This window comes from Neorhizobium sp. USDA 3394 (assembly GCF_056280385.1).
In genome coordinates this window covers 2630979-2648109 of the sequence record NZ_JBWCDU010000001.1, presented here as the reverse complement: position 1 = coordinate 2648109, position 17131 = coordinate 2630979, and the positions used below count along the sequence as shown (strand labels likewise).

Genomic DNA, 17131 nt, shown 5'->3' with positions numbered 1-17131 from the left:
AACAGGAGTTTCAGTTATGACGACCACAATCTCACATACCCCACTAAACATCGACAAGAAGGGTGACGTGTACATCTGCACCACTGCATCTGGCTCGGTGATTTCAACTGACCCGGAGGAACTTATTGCAGCAGTTGCGACCAATGTAGCAAAAGACCTAGCCGTCATCGTAGGCGAAGATGACGCGGCAACCTGGACCTTCGTTAAATCAGATGTCGCAGAACATTTTGTACTGATCGATTGCCTGACAGCCGGGATTTTACCTTCGAACATGAAGGTCGATCCTGCTTCACGGGCGTCACACGTCTCATACCTGCTTTCAAAATATCAGCCCGAAATGATCGCCGCCGTAGAGTGGATCAGGTCCAATACCAAAGGCAAAGTCAAACCGCTGAGCGCATCAAGCGGAAACGCCCACTATTTCATGTTCGAAAACCGAGATGAGGCATTGCTGTTCAAACTCGCTCATGGAGGTGAGCAATGAGCAAGCCCCACACGCTGTTCGTGGAAGTCGACAAGGACGCGGTGCTCTACGATGAGCAATACCTTTGCCTGAGCGCCTTCACGCTGCCCAGCGGCGTCAAGGTCCCCGACGCATACGCGGGGAAGAATGAGAACGAGAACTTCATCGTCGCCGCACAGGAACGGCTAAGACAAGCCGTTGTCGCGCTGCATGTCTACCGGCTGATCGAAGGCAACGCATGGCTGAACCTCAGAGAGATCACAGCGCGCGGCGATCGTTACGGCGCTGACGTTGAGTTCAATACCAAAGCCGACGCGATGCTCTGGAAACTTTCCCAATAGGATTTGATACGGATCTATCCCGTATTAGACCGTATAAGGATTGACACGGCTTATACGGTCTGATACTCATTGGCCATCGAAACCAGAAGGATCCAGTCGATGACCAAGAACATACTTGTAAATGATGATGTTTTCGCCCGCTTGCAGAAACTGGCCGAGCCGTTTGTTGACACCCCTGAGACGGTGATCACTAGGCTGTTAGACGCTTATACGGGCGTAAAGCCCTTTATCGATATGGGCGATAAGAAGGTATTCGACCCCCAAGTTCCGCCCAACCTCGTACACACCACGGTTATATCGGCAGTGGTCAACGGAGAGACGTTGAAGCCACAGGATACGTACTGGAACAATATCCTGATCGCGTTGATCAAGCGGCTTGCGGAGAAGGGAAAGTCGGCAAAAGAACTCCAGACGATGATCACCAGCAATACGGTGCTAGGTCAGGAGACTGCCAACGGATACAAATACGTCAAAGAGGCAGGTATCTCAGTTCAAGGTCTGGACGCGAATAACGCATGGAAGACGATCTCCTATCTGGCTGCGGTGAGTGAGCAAACGGTCGAGGTTATATTCCGTTGGCAAAACAAGGAGAACGTGGAGTTGGCGGGTGTTGTGGGGATGATGACCATTGGCAAATACGCGGACTAATCAGCAACCACAGCGACGAGCCGGCGATCCACAACGATAGCGTCGAGCAGGCTAACGTTCTCGTTCAGCACGTCGATAAGCCCATCAATATCAGGCAAGCGCAGGGTAAGGCGGTAAATCGCCATAGCCCCGAGCGGATCGATATCCGGGTCATTCCTCCGGAGTTCTTCCCGCTCGGATAAGGCATTGCGCTGGCATTCCTCGATGGATGTAGCGAACGCAAGCGGCTCATCACGGCCAGGTACAATCTGAAACCCGAACACAACTAATTCCATTCCCTCCTCCACGGTGAATCACCCGCATAGGTATAGCGGCTCTCAGTTATGGGGGAACCCGGCAAATATGAGGGGTTCTAGAAGGTCGTCGCTATCAAGGCTTGGCGATAGGTGCGTCTTTGCCGAGGCGCCAATAATAGACAAACACGGCTGCGCCAGCCAGATCGAGGAAGAACCAGATGCCCCGAGCAAGATGGACCGGGATGAGCGGGTTGAATAGCACGGCCATGCAAACCCAGATGTACGCCCAGCCAGTCATCCCTTTGTTTGCATCCCACTGGACGAAAGCCAGCCAAGCCGTCGACAAGCAGACGACCATGCGTAGGAACGTGTAAAAGGTATAGGGCAGGGGAAGTATGGCCAGCACTAGCAGCGCGGCGGGAACTAAAAGCAGGTTTCTAACATCGTTTGTCAATTGAATGCCCCTCGGAGAATCACTCGCATAGGTATAGCCTCCTGCGAATACAGGGGAACTCTCAAATTTCAGGGCGAACGGCTAGATGGTCAAAATCAACTTAAGAAAACCTATAACTCAGCCGAGTTCCAAGAGAGCAGCACCAGTCCCTACCAAGCGGCTGTACTACTTCACCACCAAAGAATACGCCTTGCAGAGCCTCCGTGATAAGCGCTTGAAGGTTGCTCGCTTCAATGAACTGAATGACCCCTTCGACTTCGTGGGAATTGCTCTGGGCCGAAGCCAAGATCGTATCGCAATCAAGCCGATAAAAGAACGTCTCGATTCCGAATTGGGTATCATTTGCATGAGTACGACGTGGCAGGAACCACTTCTTTGGGGCCACTATGCGGAAAAGCATAAGGGGATCTGCTTGCAGTTTTTGGTCACCGAGGGGCACTGGGAGGATGTCGAATATCGCGAAGAGAGACCAAAACTCACGACTTACCGAAAGAAGCAGGTGAGCGATCTTTCGCAAGAAGATATTCACAAATTGAGCAAAACCAAGTTCAAGCAGTGGGAATATGAGCGGGAGTGGCGAAAGTTCATCCACCTTGAGGATCCGGACCTAGTTACCGGCCACTACTTTCATTCTTTCAGTAAAGACATGAGGCTCGAGCGAGTCATCCTTGGCGACCGCTGCGACGTGGAAAAGAGGGTGATACATCGGCTCTGCGCGCACAACGGCCCAAGTGTCCGGTTGATAAAGGCTAAGCCGGCGAACCTAAGTTTCACTGTCTTAAGAGACAAAGCCTATGACGGGGAACTGCCCCGTGAACCCTAAGCATGCCAACCCGCATATTAACTTCTGTCACTAGTTTGGTTGAGAGACATTACTAATCGAAGGTCCGCAGGTTCTAGCCAATGTTCGAAGCAGGTACGGTTTTCGTTGTGGGTGCCGGTGCAAGTGCCGAATTTGGCCTGCCTGTGGGCTGGGCACTGGTTGAGCAGATACGCGAGAAGAGTAAGTTCAATTTCGACCACGGGTCATACCCAAAGGGTAACCGAAAAATCTTCGAGACCGTGTTCAGCAAATACGGGAAAGAGCAGAAACAGTTAGAGCAAGCGTTCATGGCCTTTGCGGACATTCAGCAAGGCGTCGAAACGGCAGGCTCGATTGATGAGTATATAAACCGCTACAGCGACGACAGCCTGATAGCGGAGTTGGGAAAGTTGTTGATCGCCCATTCCATCTTGGAAGCCGAAAACAAATCCAAGTTAATGCCCGCAAAGGGGCAGGAGGCCGAGGGGATAAACTGGAACAGCGTGCAGGATACGTGGATCTCTCCATTTGCTCGCACATTATTCGACGGCATTAAGGCAAACGATGTCGAGAGTATCGGCAACGGCATTAAAATTATCTGCTTCAACTATGACCGATGTATCGAACACTACCTCGAATACGCAATCATGAGGGCCTATCGCGGCGTAGAACGCAAACAGGCGAGACAAATCGTCGACAATATGCAAATCCTCCATCCATACGGTTCACTCGGTACGCTGAACAACTTCTCCTTCGGTACGCCCATAGAACACACCAATCTTTATAACGTGACAAAAAACCTAATAACGTGGTCTGAGACAATCAGCGACGAGACTCTACCAGACGCAATGCGGCAAGCAGTTTTAGACGCGAGGACGATTGTGTTTTTGGGTTTCGCATTCGCCAACCAGAACCTCAAACTCTTGAAACCCGAAATGGCAACGTCGAAGCCATACTTCACCAACGTCTATGCGACTGCCTTTGGACTGACGAACGACGTTGAGGAAAGTCTACGCCGGAAAATAGGTCGGCTTGTCACACCTAGGGACTATCTAATTTCGGATCCACAAGAGCGCGCGATCAAGTTCAAGTATGGAATGAAATGTAGAGAGTTCATGGACACGCAGATGCTCAACATTGCCGTGTGAACGAGATCAACCATACAACAGCGACATAATAAGCGGAAAACAGACTTCACATAATAAACACGTCTACCGCGTCCGCGCTCGTCCCGGTACGGATAATTCCGCTCTGACAGCATCAGCACCATAGGGCCAGACATTCTTGTCCTTTTGCATCAAAGGGCAACCGATCTTTTCACTCGCCCTTTAATCTTTTCGGCAGCAGACAAAGAACGCACGTTCAACGTCTGAGGTCGCCATGCAATACGTCGCTTACTATCGTGTTTCCACACAAAAGCAGGGTCAATCAGGTCTCGGACTTGAAGCCCAACAAGCAGCGGTCAAACTGTTCGCTGGTTCGCATCCGATCATTGCCGAATACACTGAGGTTGAGAGCGGCAAGCGCGATGACAGACCCCAATTAGAAGCCGCACTAGACCACGCAACAAAGAGTAAGGCAGTGTTGGTCATTGCCAAACTAGACCGGCTATCACGTGACGTTCACTTCATCAGCGGATTGCTCAAGCGTAATGTTCCGATCAAAGCATGTGATATGCCACACGCGGATAACTTTCAGTTCCACATAATGGCAGCAGTTGCGGAGAAGGAACGCGAGATGATCGCGGATCGGACTAAAGTGGCAATCGCTGCAAAGCGCGCACGTGGTCAAGAATGGGGAACAAATGCTGCGCGAGTAGATGAAGCAAACACCTTTGCAAGATCGATCCACAAAGAGATCCAGATGCTCATCAACAGCGGCATTGATACACCAGCAGCGTTGGCGCGTGCTCTTAATGAACGCGGTGTACGGACCTCTAAGGGCGGTCTATGGGGTACGGGTCAAATCGTCCGGCTGCTTGCTCGGCTAGGCCTGGGGTAGGGTACGTACACCCCCTGTGGACGGGCAGCGATATCTATATACGTTGAAATCCTACAGATGTTGTTTTGCGTGCTTTCCATATTCGGTCAGAATGGAATGAAATTCGGTGAGTGTACCAGCACTGTTTCATTGATCGAGGCTCTAGCCTGATCGCTTATCCTCGACCAGAAATCACTTTTCTCGAGTTCCGGCGCCGAATGAAATTCGACCGGCTCTGAACCACTCAGCGTCAGTACGAGGTGATCGTCTCTGAAGGACAGAGTTGTGCCATCAGCGAATTGTTTCATGCGCGGCGACGGTGGAATCGGCGGTTTGCGCACTGACTTCGGGAATGAGGCAATTGACATGCGATCAACAGAAATCATGTTCGCCAACTTGTCGAGTTTCTGTTCAAGAAGGACAAAGCGGGCATCATCCTGAGTTACCTCGCCGGCCGGTAGGGCAGCCTTTGTAAGTTTCATCAACTTGACCAGAGAGAAAACCTGCTCACTGTCACTGGAGCCGTTAACAGTGTCAGCAATGGCCTTAACGATCTCGTCTCGGGCAGCAAGAGTGTTCGCGATCCTCAATGTGTGATCGTATTCGATGTCGCGGAAACCTGACACATCGAAAATCCGCCGCGTCTTGTCATCCTTGATCAGAACTGTCGGTTTGTCGAACGCCTGCCGGATCCCGTACTCAAACAACACGTTTGCGTTATTTGTCGAGAGGTCGCAGATGCACAAGTCAGCGGTTGCGACTCTCGTAACGACTTCGAGTTGGATCAGGTGCGCAGCGCTGGTGCTGGTAGCCAGAGAGCACTTATATCCTGCTGCCTCGACCGAGGGCCGGATAAGTTGGTTGTACACTTCGGAGAAGTGACCGACAGGATAACCTTCCACGTCAGATATGGGCATCATAACAAAGCATGTCTTGATGCTCGCGTCAGGCGATGCCACTTCCTCGGATCGAATTTTCCTTGTCAACGTCAACGCAGTGCCCCCATTCGATGAAAACGTAGAATGCAGCGCTTTCGCCAGCAAGTGAAATCTCCGGTTGCCCTGAACTATCAACGGCTATTGATAGGAGAGCACGGCAGCAACGGTGCTGCTGGTGCAAAGGTAGATCGAATTGACAAACGCTTTGGAAGTACTCAAGTCCGCTGCAACGACCGGTGCTGCAGGCGGTCGTAACCCGCTGGAGATCTTCAACAGCAAGATCGATGCGCAGATCGCATATGCGGGTCAAGTGAAGGACGGCAAAGCGATCAACACGCGGTCGCTGTGGTTCCGCAAGGATGGTGCCGGATACGTTGTCCGCATCGGTCGCAACGGTTTCGAAATCGCTGGCAGCAAACTGTTCAAGGCTGCTGATCTCGACGTGGTGGTCGAGGTACTGAAGGCGGCGAAGGATGTCATCCAAGCGGATAAGAAACTGCAGGATACGATTGCCCTGCACAGCATGGAGCGGTCGGAACGGTTGAAGGTCGGACGCGCTAAGAGCAAGGCGAAGAAGGCCAAATAAACGATTTCGGATTGCGCAATCCGAATGGAGCCCCAGCGGGAAACTGCTGGGGCTTTTCCATGTCCTCATGCTTGGCCTGGCTACAAGCGCGGCTAACTGCGAGAAGCAGCAGGAAAGACGCACAGATGCTCTTCCGCTGCGGTCGTGCAAGCAAATGCATCGGCATGTGCGGCAGGGCTGGACGCGCTGTATGAGCCTCCAGAGGAATAACAGGTATTGCTAATGAAGGCCCGCATTTTGCGGGCCTTTCTCCGTACCGTGCTTAAGATCGTGCGGACGAGATCACTTGGAAATTGGTTCCTGCCCGAAGTTCTGCGCTTCCATCGACATATACGATTTTCGCCCACCCGAGGTCGGCATCTACCTCGCTTTCATTCAACGCCGCTGAAAGAACCTTTTTGCCATTATAGGTCATTCCGGCCCTTTTTATTTCTTCGATGGTCTCTAGGGCAAGTTTTTCCCGTCGCTCAAGCCGTGAACTGGCCTCGATCGTCCGCTGTTGAGCAGCGCGTGTCTTCTGCTCCGCACGCTTCGACGCGGCGTCAGTCTCGTCGGCGATGATCTTCCCTACTATCGCAGGTAGGAGGTTCTTGTCATTAACCGCGAGGTACGCGGTCGCCAAACGTTCTTCCGCGCTACGACCGAAGCCGGCTATGTTCTGGACAGCCTGCTTCACCTCATCATCGAACTCTGTGAGGGTTTTCCAGGCGGCTGTGTCAACTACGGACGCGGAAGGCGCCACAGGTGTATCCTTGGGAGGCTGATCTGCTAGCGCAGTATACGATTGTTGTGTCTGCGGAACACTAGCGCCAGACATAGCCAAGATAATGATGCCAACTAGGCCAAAAAGGAAACAAATCAGACCCCACATCGCAGGATCTTTGTTTCGACTACGAGCCATTTCCATTCCAACAAAGGCGCAGAGAAGACCGACGCCGAAATACACAACAAGAAATAACAAGTTTACCCCCATACCTCGAAAATTGCCTCAATGCCTTGGGGTAACATAATCATGCGCAAGAGTTCCAGTTTAATATATTGTCCTGCTCTACGCAGTGGAGTGACGACGAAGACGTTCCCACTGTGCAAATTCCTCGGCTAACTTCTTTCGCCGTATGCACGCAAGAAAGCCCCGAAACGGGGCTTCTGTTATCAAGGGGCTTTCTCGGCAGCATCTTGCGCGGCTTTTAACTCCGCCCAGAACTCGGCCAACACGCTATCGTCCCCATCGTGGATGAACCGGTCTTGCGGCCCGATATCACCCGCGAGAGCCGCGACATAGATGGGATGACGTTCAAGCCATCCCTCTGGCAGCAACCCGTCGAGGCGCATCTGTAGCACCACCATCTGGCAGCGCAGCGCATCGATTTCTGTTTTAACCGGACCGTATATATCCGGCATCTCTGTCTGATAATGATGGATAGCCGTTTCGGCTTCGAATAGTGCATCGCTAAGCATACGCTTTACTCCTTGGTTTGCGATTTTGGGGGAGAAAGTGCCGTGTAAAACGACACTTCCGGGTGTCACGGCTGAGAACGCCGCGTGATGATCTCTTCGAGAACGCCGTACATGTCTCGGTACGAGCACAGACCCGAATTGTCTCGCGTCAGGGCTGCTCGAACTGCATCATCGCTCAAGGTGATCCCTTCGGCCGTCAGGATCGACTGCGCAGCGGGCAACACGTCAGAAACCGTAGTCGCTGGCACGTGGACTTCTTTGCAGCGGTCACGCACAGGGGCGCTCAACGCGTTCACGTTGTTGGTCGTCAGGATGAAGAATACGCCCGAGCCGGTGGACGGGAATTTCGTCATCAAGCCCTTGAGAGCGTCCATCGCTTGTCGGCTGAAATTGTCCACTTCATCCAAGATGACCACACGGATGCCCCGAGAATTTGCCGGAAACAGCCCGATTGAGTTGTTGATCCTGCGAACCGCGTCGATACTCGTGTCTTGGCTGACATCGATTTCGTGAATATCCGACACGTGCATATCCGGTGCCATCTCCATCGCCAGTGCGCGAGCAAATGCCGTCTTGCCGGTGCCATGGACGCCGTACAGGAGCAGGGGTCGTGTGATGGTCCCACGAGTGTACCCGCTTGCGGCGAGCAACATCTTGGGATCATGGGTGAAGTCTTTGAGCGCAGACTTGGGCGCGTACTTTTCAATAAGTCCCATTGGGAAATTCCTTTCATAGGTGAGGGACGCGCCGGGACTAATACCCGGCGCTTTGCGCTCACTTGCTGGCTTCGACAGCAGCGTCGATGGCGTCTTCTTGCTCATCGTGGAGGGGCGCGGGTTCGCTTGCAAAGACTTGGCTGAAAGCGGGTGATACCGGCGATTCCATCGCCTCGCCCATCTTGCGATAGAGCGTTTCGAGAACGTCACTGTCCGTGTAAGAGAACAGGACGTCGATATCGCCCGCGTCGTTGATCTTGACGAGAAGCGCCGCAGTCGGCGTTCTTCCGGTGGTCTTGATTTTTGCTGCCGCCGGGTTCGGAGCCGGAAGTGTTAGCGGGGTGGAGTACCGGCCATTGATCACGTTCAGCGCCTTCGAAACGTGCGCAAGGTCAGCAGCCTTTTTTGCTTCGTTGGTTGTGGTCGAGCCGCCAGTACGGATCTTCTCAAGGCCACCCTCGGAAACGATCCAAGCGGACAGAGCAGCGGGAGCGATCCCGGCAGTGTTCGCCTTTTCCATAACGGTCGCGTAGGCGCTTGCCTTAGCGTTATCGATGCCACGGAACACCAATTTCGCCGCGATGCCGAACACAGTCGAATTTTTCTGCGTCTTGATGTCGTTGGCCTTTGCCGCAACCTTCAAGATGCTGATGTCATAGGTCTTGGCGATTGCCATGGCCCGCTCCATGACCTTGTACAATGCGGCGGTGGATGTAGCCTCATGGGCCTGCCACGCTGCAAATTCGTTCGACGCCTCATCGAGGTCGACGAGCAGAGCGGTATCAGCGATACCCGAAAGCGCTTTTTGTGTGATGATGGTCATTATGAATTCCCTTCGTTGTCGTGATTGACGAGGGAATTTTTAAGCCGGGACGCATCGTTTGAGAGGTCGAGAGAATGGCTAAGAAACGAGGAAAATCAATAATTTAGGATATTCTGAGATTGGTGCTAGGTTTGCGGCCTTTTTTCCGGCCTTCAAGTTCGGCCAGGTACTTGCCGTAGCAATAGGAAACTCGCACCGCGAGGTCATCGTCCGGTAGGAATTGCCGGGAACCCATTGCCTCTTGATCCGCACTGGCAATGGCAATGCCGAGCCGCTGGATTTCGCCGGTTGGAGCATATTTTGACTGCGACAGCGCAAGCGCCTCGAACGCGTACTGCTCTTTATAGGTCTGGATCAGAGGATCATTCGGAGGAAGGTTCTCCAAGTGCGTTACGATCCCGTGCAGCAATGTGCAGGCTCGCGTGAGTTCTTTGTTGCGCCACAGGTAGCGGCTCTTAATCGCAGGCATACTGCGCAGGACTGCCAGCCGGTCTGTTTCGTCGCCGTCTGCGCCGGGGACCAAGCCCTCAGAGAGAAGATGTGCGCGTTGTTCGGGGTAGAGGCTGATTGTGTGTTGGAGGGTTTCGGTTGAGATCGGCTTCTTGATGTGCCGCCGTTCCCATTGATCCATCGTTTCGATCTCGCGGCGCTCGTGAGGCAAGAAACCATCTTCCCAAAAGCCTCTCGCATCTCGATCCAGTTCGTCAATGCGCTGCTCGATGGTCACGGCCGTAGGAGAGTGAGCGGGTTGTTCCAAACTCAACTTCATCAGGACCGCAGCCTGCATCCGCTGCTTTGCAATATGGGCGAGATAGGCAGCGCGATCCGGCTCAGCCATTTTTTCGGCCTTCTTTGCATCGGCTCGCGCAAATCGGGTGTGGTGTTTCGCGGGGGTCAACTGCGCATTCATCATCGCGTGACCGCGATCGAGGAGGGTAGCAATGTTTTCGACAGCCTCTTCGGGGGTATCAATCCGAAAGCACTCTCGGATCATGCGCAGTTTCTTGATCTCGTCCGATACGTCAGGGGTTTTTCTTCGCGTTCCTGCGGCCTTTATCAGCGCCTTCTTTGCCACCGCTCTACCTCAAAGTGTCGTTTTACACGGCACTTAAACCGCTAAGGCATTAAGGTTCCTCTACCGTGTCGTCCTGGTCCTTTGGAGCGGGTAGGGTCTCAACATAGTCGGCCTCGATGACCTCGCCGCGTGTCTTGGCAATCCGTGCGAGGAAGACATCCAAAGGCGTAACGGTCACATCGACATCGACCTTCTGCGCGGCCTTGCTGACGAACGGGTCGATGAAATATGCGGCGGCTCGTTGGCGTGTCGCGGCGTTCTCGCTGCTCATCATCAACTCTCGCATTACCTCAACAGCGTCCAGCGCGTTCATCTGCACGGCTTCCTTGATCTCGGCTAGTTCAGGTGGTCTGCCTTTGATGTTGCCGCTCTGGCCCTTTTTCCATCCCATGTTTTTCAGTGCCTCTTTCCGTTCCGGCGTGACGATCGTTCGTTTGTCGTCTGGCTTTGTTGATTTCAGTCTCGGGATTTTCATCTCTTCTTCTGCCCCTGCTGAAGTGAGTTCCGCAACAAGGCTGCCGCCTTCCTTCGAATCGCCTCGTTCGGGCTGTTTTTCGCCAGATCGAGAATTTTGTCGTGCAGCGACTGGATTTGCTTTTTCGTCTTTTTAGTCATCATTCGGTCTCCAAAGAGCGGCCACCCAACTTGCGCAGGAATGCGAGAGCATCTGCGTTCTGAGGAAAGTCCACGCGGAAGCCCAAAGGTGTTGTTTCGTAGATGCTAAAGTTCTCGGTGATGTTGTCTGTGATCCACTTGCCGAACCGCTGTTCAATCCATGTGCGTTGAGCAGTTTCAGTATCCAGCGCTGGATTAGCAGCGATGAAGTTCTCCATGTCACCGCGACGATGACCGCCTGCGACTTCGTATTCAATTTTCATTTGCATTCCCCGCGCCGTGCGCAATATCAACCATTCACAAGTATTTAACTCGGGGTCATCAAAACCATCATCAAACCGAAAAGGAGAACAATATGAGTGATGAAATCAGAGCCATGTTCGCGGCGAAGCGAGCAGAGGCACCAGCACGCGGTCAACGTGACCCAATTACGCTGTTCAAGACGTCAGTTCAGACGCAAATCAAAAAGATGGATCAGGAAATGAAGAAGCCGGGTAGTGCTAAAGGCACAGCGGCGACCAACTGGTTCAAGTCCTACGGAGGTGGCTATCGTTTGCAGTTGGGCAAGAAGCCCATCGAATTGGACGGAGCAAAGTACTGGCAAGTCAACGATCTTGAAGAAGCGAAGGTGCTGTTCGAAGGCGCGCTAACGCTTGCTGATACGGATCGCGAGTTCCAGAAGGCAATTCAGGCGGCCAAGGTTGAAGCGGACACAGCGACTGTTAAAGAGGCAGCAACAGCGAAGCCCAAAGGTAGCGGTAAAAAAGCAGCGAGCAAGTAAGACAAGAGCCCCGGATTTTCCGGGGCTTTTTCATTTGAAGCAGCAAACGGGAGTGGACAGGTAAATACCGCCGGTAATAACAGCCGGTTGTATTTGAATGAAAATAACAAAAGAGCAGGAAGAGGAACTAAAGAAGTTCCTTAAACGCTGCCAAGATGATGTCGGGTACTTCGCGGAAACTGTGTTCGGACCTGAGAACGCACTTCGCGCAAAACAAATCGAATTCGCACAAGCCTTTCAGCAGAACAAGCGTGTCACCTTCAAGGGTGGTGTAGGTTTCGGCAAGACGCGCGGGCTTGCGATCCTCGTGTGGTGGGCATTGTTCACGCACGATGACGTTCAGGTAACAGTTTACGGCCCAAACGAAGGCCAGTTGGAACGCGGTCTGTGGAAAGAACTGGCGCTCTTGCATGGCAAGATGGATGCCGCGTTTGCGGACCTCTGGACGATCACAGCACGCAAGATCGAGCGCAAGAACAGACCAGCCTCATGTTTCGCGACATTCGCGCTCGCCAACAAGGACAACGTGTCCTCGGCTCGTGGTGTCCACATGGACAACAACTTTGTCTTTGTGGACGAAGCCACTGGTGTCCCTGATGAAGTCATCGAAGTCCTCACCAACGTCCTGATCGACAAGAACGGCAAACTCTGCCTGATCAGCAACCCATCGAGCACAAGCGGCTATTTCTACGAGACGTGGAACGGCCCGATCTCTGTGTTGTGGACCAAGGTTCACGGCAAGATGACAGACGCGCCGCACGTCACAGCAGATGACCTGTTGGCGAAAGAGATCGAGTACGGCGGCAAAGCCAGCCGCTTGTACGGGATCATGGTGCTCGGCGAGTTTCCAGATAACGACGCTGATGGCCTAATTCCGCGGTGGCTAGTTGAGCAGGCCGTCGAGAATGACGAAGCAGTGCCAAGCCGTGATTTGCCAGTGATCTGGGGAGTCGATCCCGCAGGTGCCGGAGACAACTCCGACAACAGCGTGTTGATCAAGCGGCATGACAGCGTCGTTTTCGAGCAGCCGAAAACATGGCGCGGTCTCGATCCTACCCAACTGGCTATGGCGATCCGCGACGAGTACGAGCGCGAGCACCCGACGAAGCGACCACAGTTTATCTGCGTAGACGCTAATGGACTGGGTTCGGGCGTGGAATCGAACCTGAGAGCCATGGGCCTGCCGGTCAGGCGCGTGATGGTCTCCAACTCGCCCACACGTAGACCCGAGTTTTACAGCCGCCTCCGTGATCAACTTTGGTGGGAAATGGGGGAGTGGTTCAGGAATGACCGCCCATCAATTCCCAAACATGCCGACCTGATCAAGGAGTTGGTCACGCCGACCTACACCAGCGACACCGGCAAGATCAAAATCGAGAAGAAGGACGAGATCAAGAAGCGCTTGAAGGGCGCTTCGCCCGACTATGCGGATGCTCTCAGCCTCACATTCGCGATCAGCCCGACGCGCTACGCCGCGTTCAGCCGTCGACACGACAACGGAAACGAGCCGGATTTGCGCTGGCTCCAATAAATACCATCGGATCCCAAAAAGAAAACAACGGCAGAACCAACTGCCGCGAAAGGCCAAATGGCAAAAAAGAACAAGAAGGCTGACGAGGCCGCTGTAGTCAATCGTATAGCGGTCATGGTGCGTGACGCAGTTGGCGTCTCGGTTACGAAGACCGCAGAGAAACAGGCCGTTGGCATTTCGAGTTATCGCCGCGAACCCCTTGATGGCGATCTCGACAAGAATGGCAAACCGCTACGACCGGGCAAGTCCAGATATGTCAGCGCTGACGTTCAGGAGCGCACGGACTGGCTTAAATCCAATCTCTACAAGTTGCTGGTCAGCCAAAAGCAGATCGTCAGTTTCGAGCCAAATGGGTCGGAAGACGAGGCACTGGCAGAGCAGCAGAACGATGTAGTCAACCACATTGCCACGGTCAAAAACTCGTTTGGCATGATCATGGAAGACTGGATCGCGAACGGCATTATCACCGGTATCGGTATTGCGACGGTCGAGTTCAAAACCGAGCAAGAGGAAATGCTTCCCGAACTGATCAAGGGCCTCACCGATGAGCAACTGGTTCAGTTCGTAAACGACGAGGAAGCCGGCAAACTCGAGATCATCGAGCGCAGCGAACCGTATTCGGCTCCCGCTCCACCACCACAGCCAGGTATGCCGCCCGAAATGGCAATGCTTGCGCGACCGATTGCTCCGATGGTTCGCGATATCTCGATCCGTCGTAAGCGACAGAACATCGCCATGCCGATCCGAGCGCTCCCACCGGAAGATTTCATCGTCTCCAAGGACGCGCATATCGATCCGCAAACCGGCGGCATTTGTGCAGCGGTTCAAGGTCACAAGCGGTTCGTATCGAAGCAAGACCTGTTGGACATGAAGTTCGACAAGGCGAAGGTCGATCTAATCCCGTTCGCCAGTGATGACGATGCGCCGATGGCCGTCGAGCGCTCCAAGAACACAGACTTTGACCAAGGCGTAGACGAGACCGGCGACAAGGTGACGGTCTACGAAATCTACACGAAGATCGCCATCGATGACGACAAGCCTCGCCATTACCGCATTACAATTGGTGGTGATCTGGAAAACGCGCCTGTCATGCTTGCGCATCAAGAGGTCAGCAAGTTCTACCCCTATGCGCCGTTTGTTCCATTCCCTGAGCCAAACACGTTGTTCGGTCAGAGTATGACTGACCGTGTAGGGCAGGATCAGAACATCAAGTCGAAGATGATCCGCAACACGCACGATAGTTTCAACAGGTTCGTTGACCCCCTCGTGTTCGTCAATCAGGACGAAGTCAATTTGGATGACCTTCGCAATCCGTATCCGGGTAAGACGATCCGCACCAACGGCAATCCCGCAAACGCGATCTCGTATAACCAGCCTCAGTTCGCTGGCGCCGCTGCTATGGGCTTGATCGCACAAATCGACCAGACCATGGACAACGTGACAGGTGCTGGCGGCAACATGATGAGTGTGAACCCGGCGGATTTGCAGAACACGACTGCGACGGCAAGCACCCAGCGGATGAGCGGCCAGCAGATGCGCGTCGAGCACATTGCCCAGACTTTCGCAGCCAGCGGCATTCGCTACCTATTCCGCGTGATCATCGACTTGCTCCGTAACAACGCGGATGACGCCGCGAAACTGATCACCCGCTTGACTGGCAAGTACGAGAATATGCGCGTTGACGAGTGGGACCCGGATTTGGACATCACCACTAACGTCGCGTTCGGAGTGACCGATAAACTCGGCTCGATCCAAAACATGCAGATGATTCAAGCCTTGCAAGGTGAAATGGCGCAGTTTGGTCTATCCAATCCGCAGACCGCCTATAACCGCGCCGTTCGCACTCTCGACGTTCTCGGACAGAAGAACCCATCGCTGTATTTCATCGATCCTGAGACCGCGCGGAAGCAGGCCGAGGCGCAGCCAAAACAGCCACCACCACCAAATCCGCTTGTCGAAGTCGAACAGGTGAAGGCTCAGGCAGCAGCGGCCGAGAAGGAAAAAGATCGTCAGTTGGAGATTGCAATCGAGACCATGCGCAATGACCGCGAGAAGGACAAGGCTGCAATGGAATTCGAACTCAAGCGCGCCGAGATCACGGCCAAATACGCGGCCCAGGTCGATATTGCCCGCGTTGAGGCTGAGACGGCCAAGCAGCGCAACGATCTAGAAATGACCATGCTTGCAAACGAGCAGGCGCAAAAGGCAGCGCAGGCCGCTCAGCAAGCGCAGGCGCAGCAGGCACAAGCCATGCAAGCACAACAGGCCGCAGCACAACAGCAGATGCCTCAGCAGCCAATGTTGCCGGGAATGTAAGGAGTAGAAAATGAAAAAGGAAGAAATCATCAATCGCGGCACAAACGCAAAGCAGTTCTTGGAGAGTGCCGTGTTCATCGAGACTATTAGGGCGCTCAAGGCGATGGCTTGTGAACAGATGTGGAAGACCGCGCTGGACGACACACAATCCCGCGAGGAACTTCATGCCCAGATGCTGAACTGGAACCTCTGCGAAAGTCAGTTGAAAAAATGGGTAGTCATGTCCGATCACGCGCTTAAAGATGACGGCTACGTTCCAGAGGCATAAGACAAGAGATTTCAATGCCCTGACTAAATAGTTGCACGATCAACTATTACCCAAGGCATACAAGTGGAAACGAGCAACAATCCCGACATGGGAACTGCATCGGCTACTGACAACAATTCAGCAGCAGATACATTCAAACAACTATTGGACAGCGAAAACGCTACAACCGATATTGAACGTACTGAAACTACCGAAGCACACAATGCTTCAACATCGGAAGATGAAATCGAAGACGACGCGGAACAACCTGATGAGGACTCCGAAGGCGTTGAAGGCGATGAAACTGAAGATGCAGCGGACGACGAACAGGCAGATACTTCAAATGCCATTCCAGACGACACACTCGTAGACGTTAACGGCGAGAAGTTCACGGTAAAGGAATTGAAGGAAGGCTACAGACGTCAGTCCGATTACACGAAGAAGATGCAAGAGATTGCCTCACTCCGCAAACAGTGGATGGTGCAGGAAGTCGATAAGCATCAAATTCGTAGCGCGTTTGAAAACCAGATCAACGGCCTGATGACGGTCGTTTCTCAAGAGTTTGATCTCACGGAACCGAATTGGGAAGCGGAATGGGAAAACGACCCATACGAAGCCCAGAAGAAGAAGTTCCAGTGGGAGAAGCAGCAGGAAAAGCGCATCAAGCGCCTCCAAGAGATTGCTGGTTATAAAGCGCAGATCGACGAACAGAAGAAGCAGTTCGAGGTCGAACAAACACGTCAACGTAAAATCGAAGCACGTGAAGTTCTAGCCAACGAAATGCCCGAAGTGTTCGGAGATAAGCACGCCAACACAAATCTTGGTGCTGTTGAAACGTTCCTCAATGAACAGGGCGTTCCAGCGGACATGATCGCAGGCATCGATAATCCGGTGCTGATCAAACTCGCATATTTCGCGATGCAGCATTTGAACATCGCAAAGCAAGTTCCGAAGGCAGTGAAGGCGGTTGAAGCAAAGCCAGTTATGGCCGCGCCTACAACATCTGCATCCTCAAAGAAGCCAGCCGGCGACCACGTGACCAACTCGATCCGCAGATATCAGAAGACGGGTTCGGAAGACGATGCAACGGCGATCTTCAAAGACCTTTTGAATAATTAATT

Annotated in this window: 23 protein-coding genes; 12 read left to right on the top strand and 11 right to left on the bottom strand. The window is 53.2% G+C overall.

Features of this window, described 5'->3' with window-relative positions:
• The first annotated feature begins 16 nt into the window (after nucleotides 1-16).
• The 3 genes from ACZ9EJ_RS12855 to ACZ9EJ_RS12845 all read left to right on the top strand — a co-directional run bounded on the left by ACZ9EJ_RS12855 (nucleotide 17) and on the right by ACZ9EJ_RS12845 (nucleotide 1452).
• Nucleotides 17-484, top strand: coding sequence for a hypothetical protein (locus ACZ9EJ_RS12855; protein ID WP_046642732.1), 468 nt, complete (start codon nucleotides 17-19; stop codon nucleotides 482-484).
• Nucleotides 481-804, top strand: a complete 324-nt coding sequence (locus tag ACZ9EJ_RS12850) for a hypothetical protein (RefSeq protein ID WP_046642733.1) — start codon at nucleotides 481-483, stop codon at nucleotides 802-804. The genes ACZ9EJ_RS12855 and ACZ9EJ_RS12850 overlap by 4 nt, the downstream gene beginning before the upstream one ends.
• Before the next feature lie 99 nt (nucleotides 805-903).
• Nucleotides 904-1452, top strand: coding sequence for a T4SS efffector SepA family protein (locus ACZ9EJ_RS12845; protein ID WP_476099211.1), 549 nt, complete (start codon nucleotides 904-906; stop codon nucleotides 1450-1452).
• On the opposite strand, the gene ACZ9EJ_RS12840 is transcribed toward ACZ9EJ_RS12845, so the two are convergent.
• A complete protein-coding gene (locus ACZ9EJ_RS12840; RefSeq protein WP_046642743.1) occupies nucleotides 1449-1727 on the bottom strand; it encodes a hypothetical protein in 279 nt (92 codons plus the stop codon). The genes ACZ9EJ_RS12845 and ACZ9EJ_RS12840 overlap by 4 nt on opposite strands.
• Nucleotides 1728-1821: 94 nt before the next feature.
• Nucleotides 1822-2142 (bottom strand): DUF6804 family protein, encoded by a 321-nt coding sequence (locus ACZ9EJ_RS12835; protein WP_046642745.1) that lies wholly within the window; start codon nucleotides 2140-2142, stop codon nucleotides 1822-1824.
• A gap of 85 nt (nucleotides 2143-2227) precedes the next feature.
• Between ACZ9EJ_RS12835 and ACZ9EJ_RS12830 the strand changes: the two genes are divergently transcribed.
• The 3 genes from ACZ9EJ_RS12830 (at nucleotide 2228) to ACZ9EJ_RS12820 (ending at nucleotide 4945) form a co-directional block, all read left to right on the top strand.
• Nucleotides 2228-2965 carry a DUF2971 domain-containing protein gene (locus ACZ9EJ_RS12830; RefSeq protein WP_052764736.1) on the top strand — a complete coding sequence of 246 codons (738 nt, stop codon included), beginning with the start codon at nucleotides 2228-2230 and terminating at the stop codon, nucleotides 2963-2965.
• An 80-nt stretch (nucleotides 2966-3045) separates the two neighbouring features.
• Nucleotides 3046-4092, top strand: a complete 1047-nt coding sequence (locus ACZ9EJ_RS12825) for an SIR2 family protein (protein WP_046642689.1) — start codon at nucleotides 3046-3048, stop codon at nucleotides 4090-4092.
• Nucleotides 4093-4324: 232 nt separating this feature from the next.
• The gene (locus tag ACZ9EJ_RS12820) at nucleotides 4325-4945 is read left to right on the top strand and encodes a recombinase family protein (RefSeq protein WP_476099208.1); all 621 of its coding nucleotides are present in this window, start codon (nucleotides 4325-4327) and stop codon (nucleotides 4943-4945) included.
• 86 nt (nucleotides 4946-5031) lie between these two features.
• Here ACZ9EJ_RS12820 and ACZ9EJ_RS12815 read toward each other — a convergent pair whose 3' ends face one another.
• Nucleotides 5032-5967 carry a hypothetical protein gene (locus ACZ9EJ_RS12815; RefSeq protein ID WP_476099206.1) on the bottom strand — a complete coding sequence of 312 codons (936 nt, stop codon included), beginning with the start codon at nucleotides 5965-5967 and terminating at the stop codon, nucleotides 5032-5034.
• 100 nt (nucleotides 5968-6067) lie between these two features.
• Here ACZ9EJ_RS12815 and ACZ9EJ_RS12810 point away from each other — a divergent pair, with 100 nt between their 5' ends.
• The gene (locus ACZ9EJ_RS12810; RefSeq protein ID WP_046642700.1) at nucleotides 6068-6448 is read left to right on the top strand and encodes a hypothetical protein; all 381 of its coding nucleotides are present in this window, start codon (nucleotides 6068-6070) and stop codon (nucleotides 6446-6448) included.
• 262 nt (nucleotides 6449-6710) lie between these two features.
• Here the strand turns inward: ACZ9EJ_RS12810 and ACZ9EJ_RS12805 are convergent, their stop codons facing one another.
• The 8 genes from ACZ9EJ_RS12805 to ACZ9EJ_RS12770 all read right to left on the bottom strand — a co-directional run bounded on the left by ACZ9EJ_RS12805 (nucleotide 6711) and on the right by ACZ9EJ_RS12770 (nucleotide 11398).
• Nucleotides 6711-7409, bottom strand: coding sequence for a hypothetical protein (locus ACZ9EJ_RS12805; RefSeq protein WP_476099203.1), 699 nt, complete (start codon nucleotides 7407-7409; stop codon nucleotides 6711-6713).
• 191 nt (nucleotides 7410-7600) lie between these two features.
• Nucleotides 7601-7906 carry a hypothetical protein gene (locus ACZ9EJ_RS12800; RefSeq protein WP_046642642.1) on the bottom strand — a complete coding sequence of 102 codons (306 nt, stop codon included), beginning with the start codon at nucleotides 7904-7906 and terminating at the stop codon, nucleotides 7601-7603.
• 65 nt (nucleotides 7907-7971) lie between these two features.
• Nucleotides 7972-8622 (bottom strand): AAA family ATPase, encoded by a 651-nt coding sequence (locus ACZ9EJ_RS12795; protein ID WP_046642641.1) that lies wholly within the window; start codon nucleotides 8620-8622, stop codon nucleotides 7972-7974.
• Between the two features lie 58 nt (nucleotides 8623-8680).
• On the bottom strand, nucleotides 8681-9445 hold the full coding sequence (locus ACZ9EJ_RS12790; protein ID WP_046642640.1) for a hypothetical protein: 765 nt from the start codon (nucleotides 9443-9445) through the stop codon (nucleotides 8681-8683).
• 103 nt (nucleotides 9446-9548) lie between these two features.
• Complete coding sequence (locus tag ACZ9EJ_RS12785) at nucleotides 9549-10520, bottom strand: hypothetical protein (RefSeq protein WP_046642639.1); 972 nt, start codon at nucleotides 10518-10520, stop codon at nucleotides 9549-9551.
• A gap of 49 nt (nucleotides 10521-10569) precedes the next feature.
• Complete coding sequence (locus ACZ9EJ_RS12780) at nucleotides 10570-10995, bottom strand: hypothetical protein (protein WP_046642638.1); 426 nt, start codon at nucleotides 10993-10995, stop codon at nucleotides 10570-10572.
• Nucleotides 10992-11138, bottom strand: a complete 147-nt coding sequence (locus ACZ9EJ_RS12775) for a hypothetical protein (protein ID WP_476099200.1) — start codon at nucleotides 11136-11138, stop codon at nucleotides 10992-10994. The genes ACZ9EJ_RS12780 and ACZ9EJ_RS12775 overlap by 4 nt, the downstream gene beginning before the upstream one ends.
• A complete protein-coding gene (locus tag ACZ9EJ_RS12770) occupies nucleotides 11135-11398 on the bottom strand; it encodes a hypothetical protein (protein WP_046642637.1) in 264 nt (87 codons plus the stop codon). The genes ACZ9EJ_RS12775 and ACZ9EJ_RS12770 overlap by 4 nt, the downstream gene beginning before the upstream one ends.
• A gap of 92 nt (nucleotides 11399-11490) precedes the next feature.
• Here ACZ9EJ_RS12770 and ACZ9EJ_RS12765 point away from each other — a divergent pair, with 92 nt between their 5' ends.
• From ACZ9EJ_RS12765 to ACZ9EJ_RS12745, 5 genes are all read left to right on the top strand, one after another.
• Nucleotides 11491-11916, top strand: a complete 426-nt coding sequence (locus ACZ9EJ_RS12765) for a hypothetical protein (RefSeq protein ID WP_046642636.1) — start codon at nucleotides 11491-11493, stop codon at nucleotides 11914-11916.
• A gap of 97 nt (nucleotides 11917-12013) precedes the next feature.
• A complete protein-coding gene (locus ACZ9EJ_RS12760) occupies nucleotides 12014-13447 on the top strand; it encodes a terminase large subunit domain-containing protein (RefSeq protein WP_046642635.1) in 1434 nt (477 codons plus the stop codon).
• 57 nt (nucleotides 13448-13504) lie between these two features.
• Nucleotides 13505-15763: a portal protein gene (locus ACZ9EJ_RS12755; RefSeq protein ID WP_476099197.1), complete on the top strand. Its 2259-nt coding sequence runs from the start codon at nucleotides 13505-13507 to the stop codon at nucleotides 15761-15763.
• Between the two features lie 10 nt (nucleotides 15764-15773).
• Nucleotides 15774-16031 (top strand): hypothetical protein, encoded by a 258-nt coding sequence (locus ACZ9EJ_RS12750; RefSeq protein WP_046642717.1) that lies wholly within the window; start codon nucleotides 15774-15776, stop codon nucleotides 16029-16031.
• Nucleotides 16032-16094: 63 nt separating this feature from the next.
• Entirely contained in the window at nucleotides 16095-17129 is a 1035-nt protein-coding gene (locus ACZ9EJ_RS12745; RefSeq protein ID WP_476099195.1) for a hypothetical protein, read from the top strand.
• The last annotated feature ends 2 nt before the right edge of the window (nucleotides 17130-17131 follow it).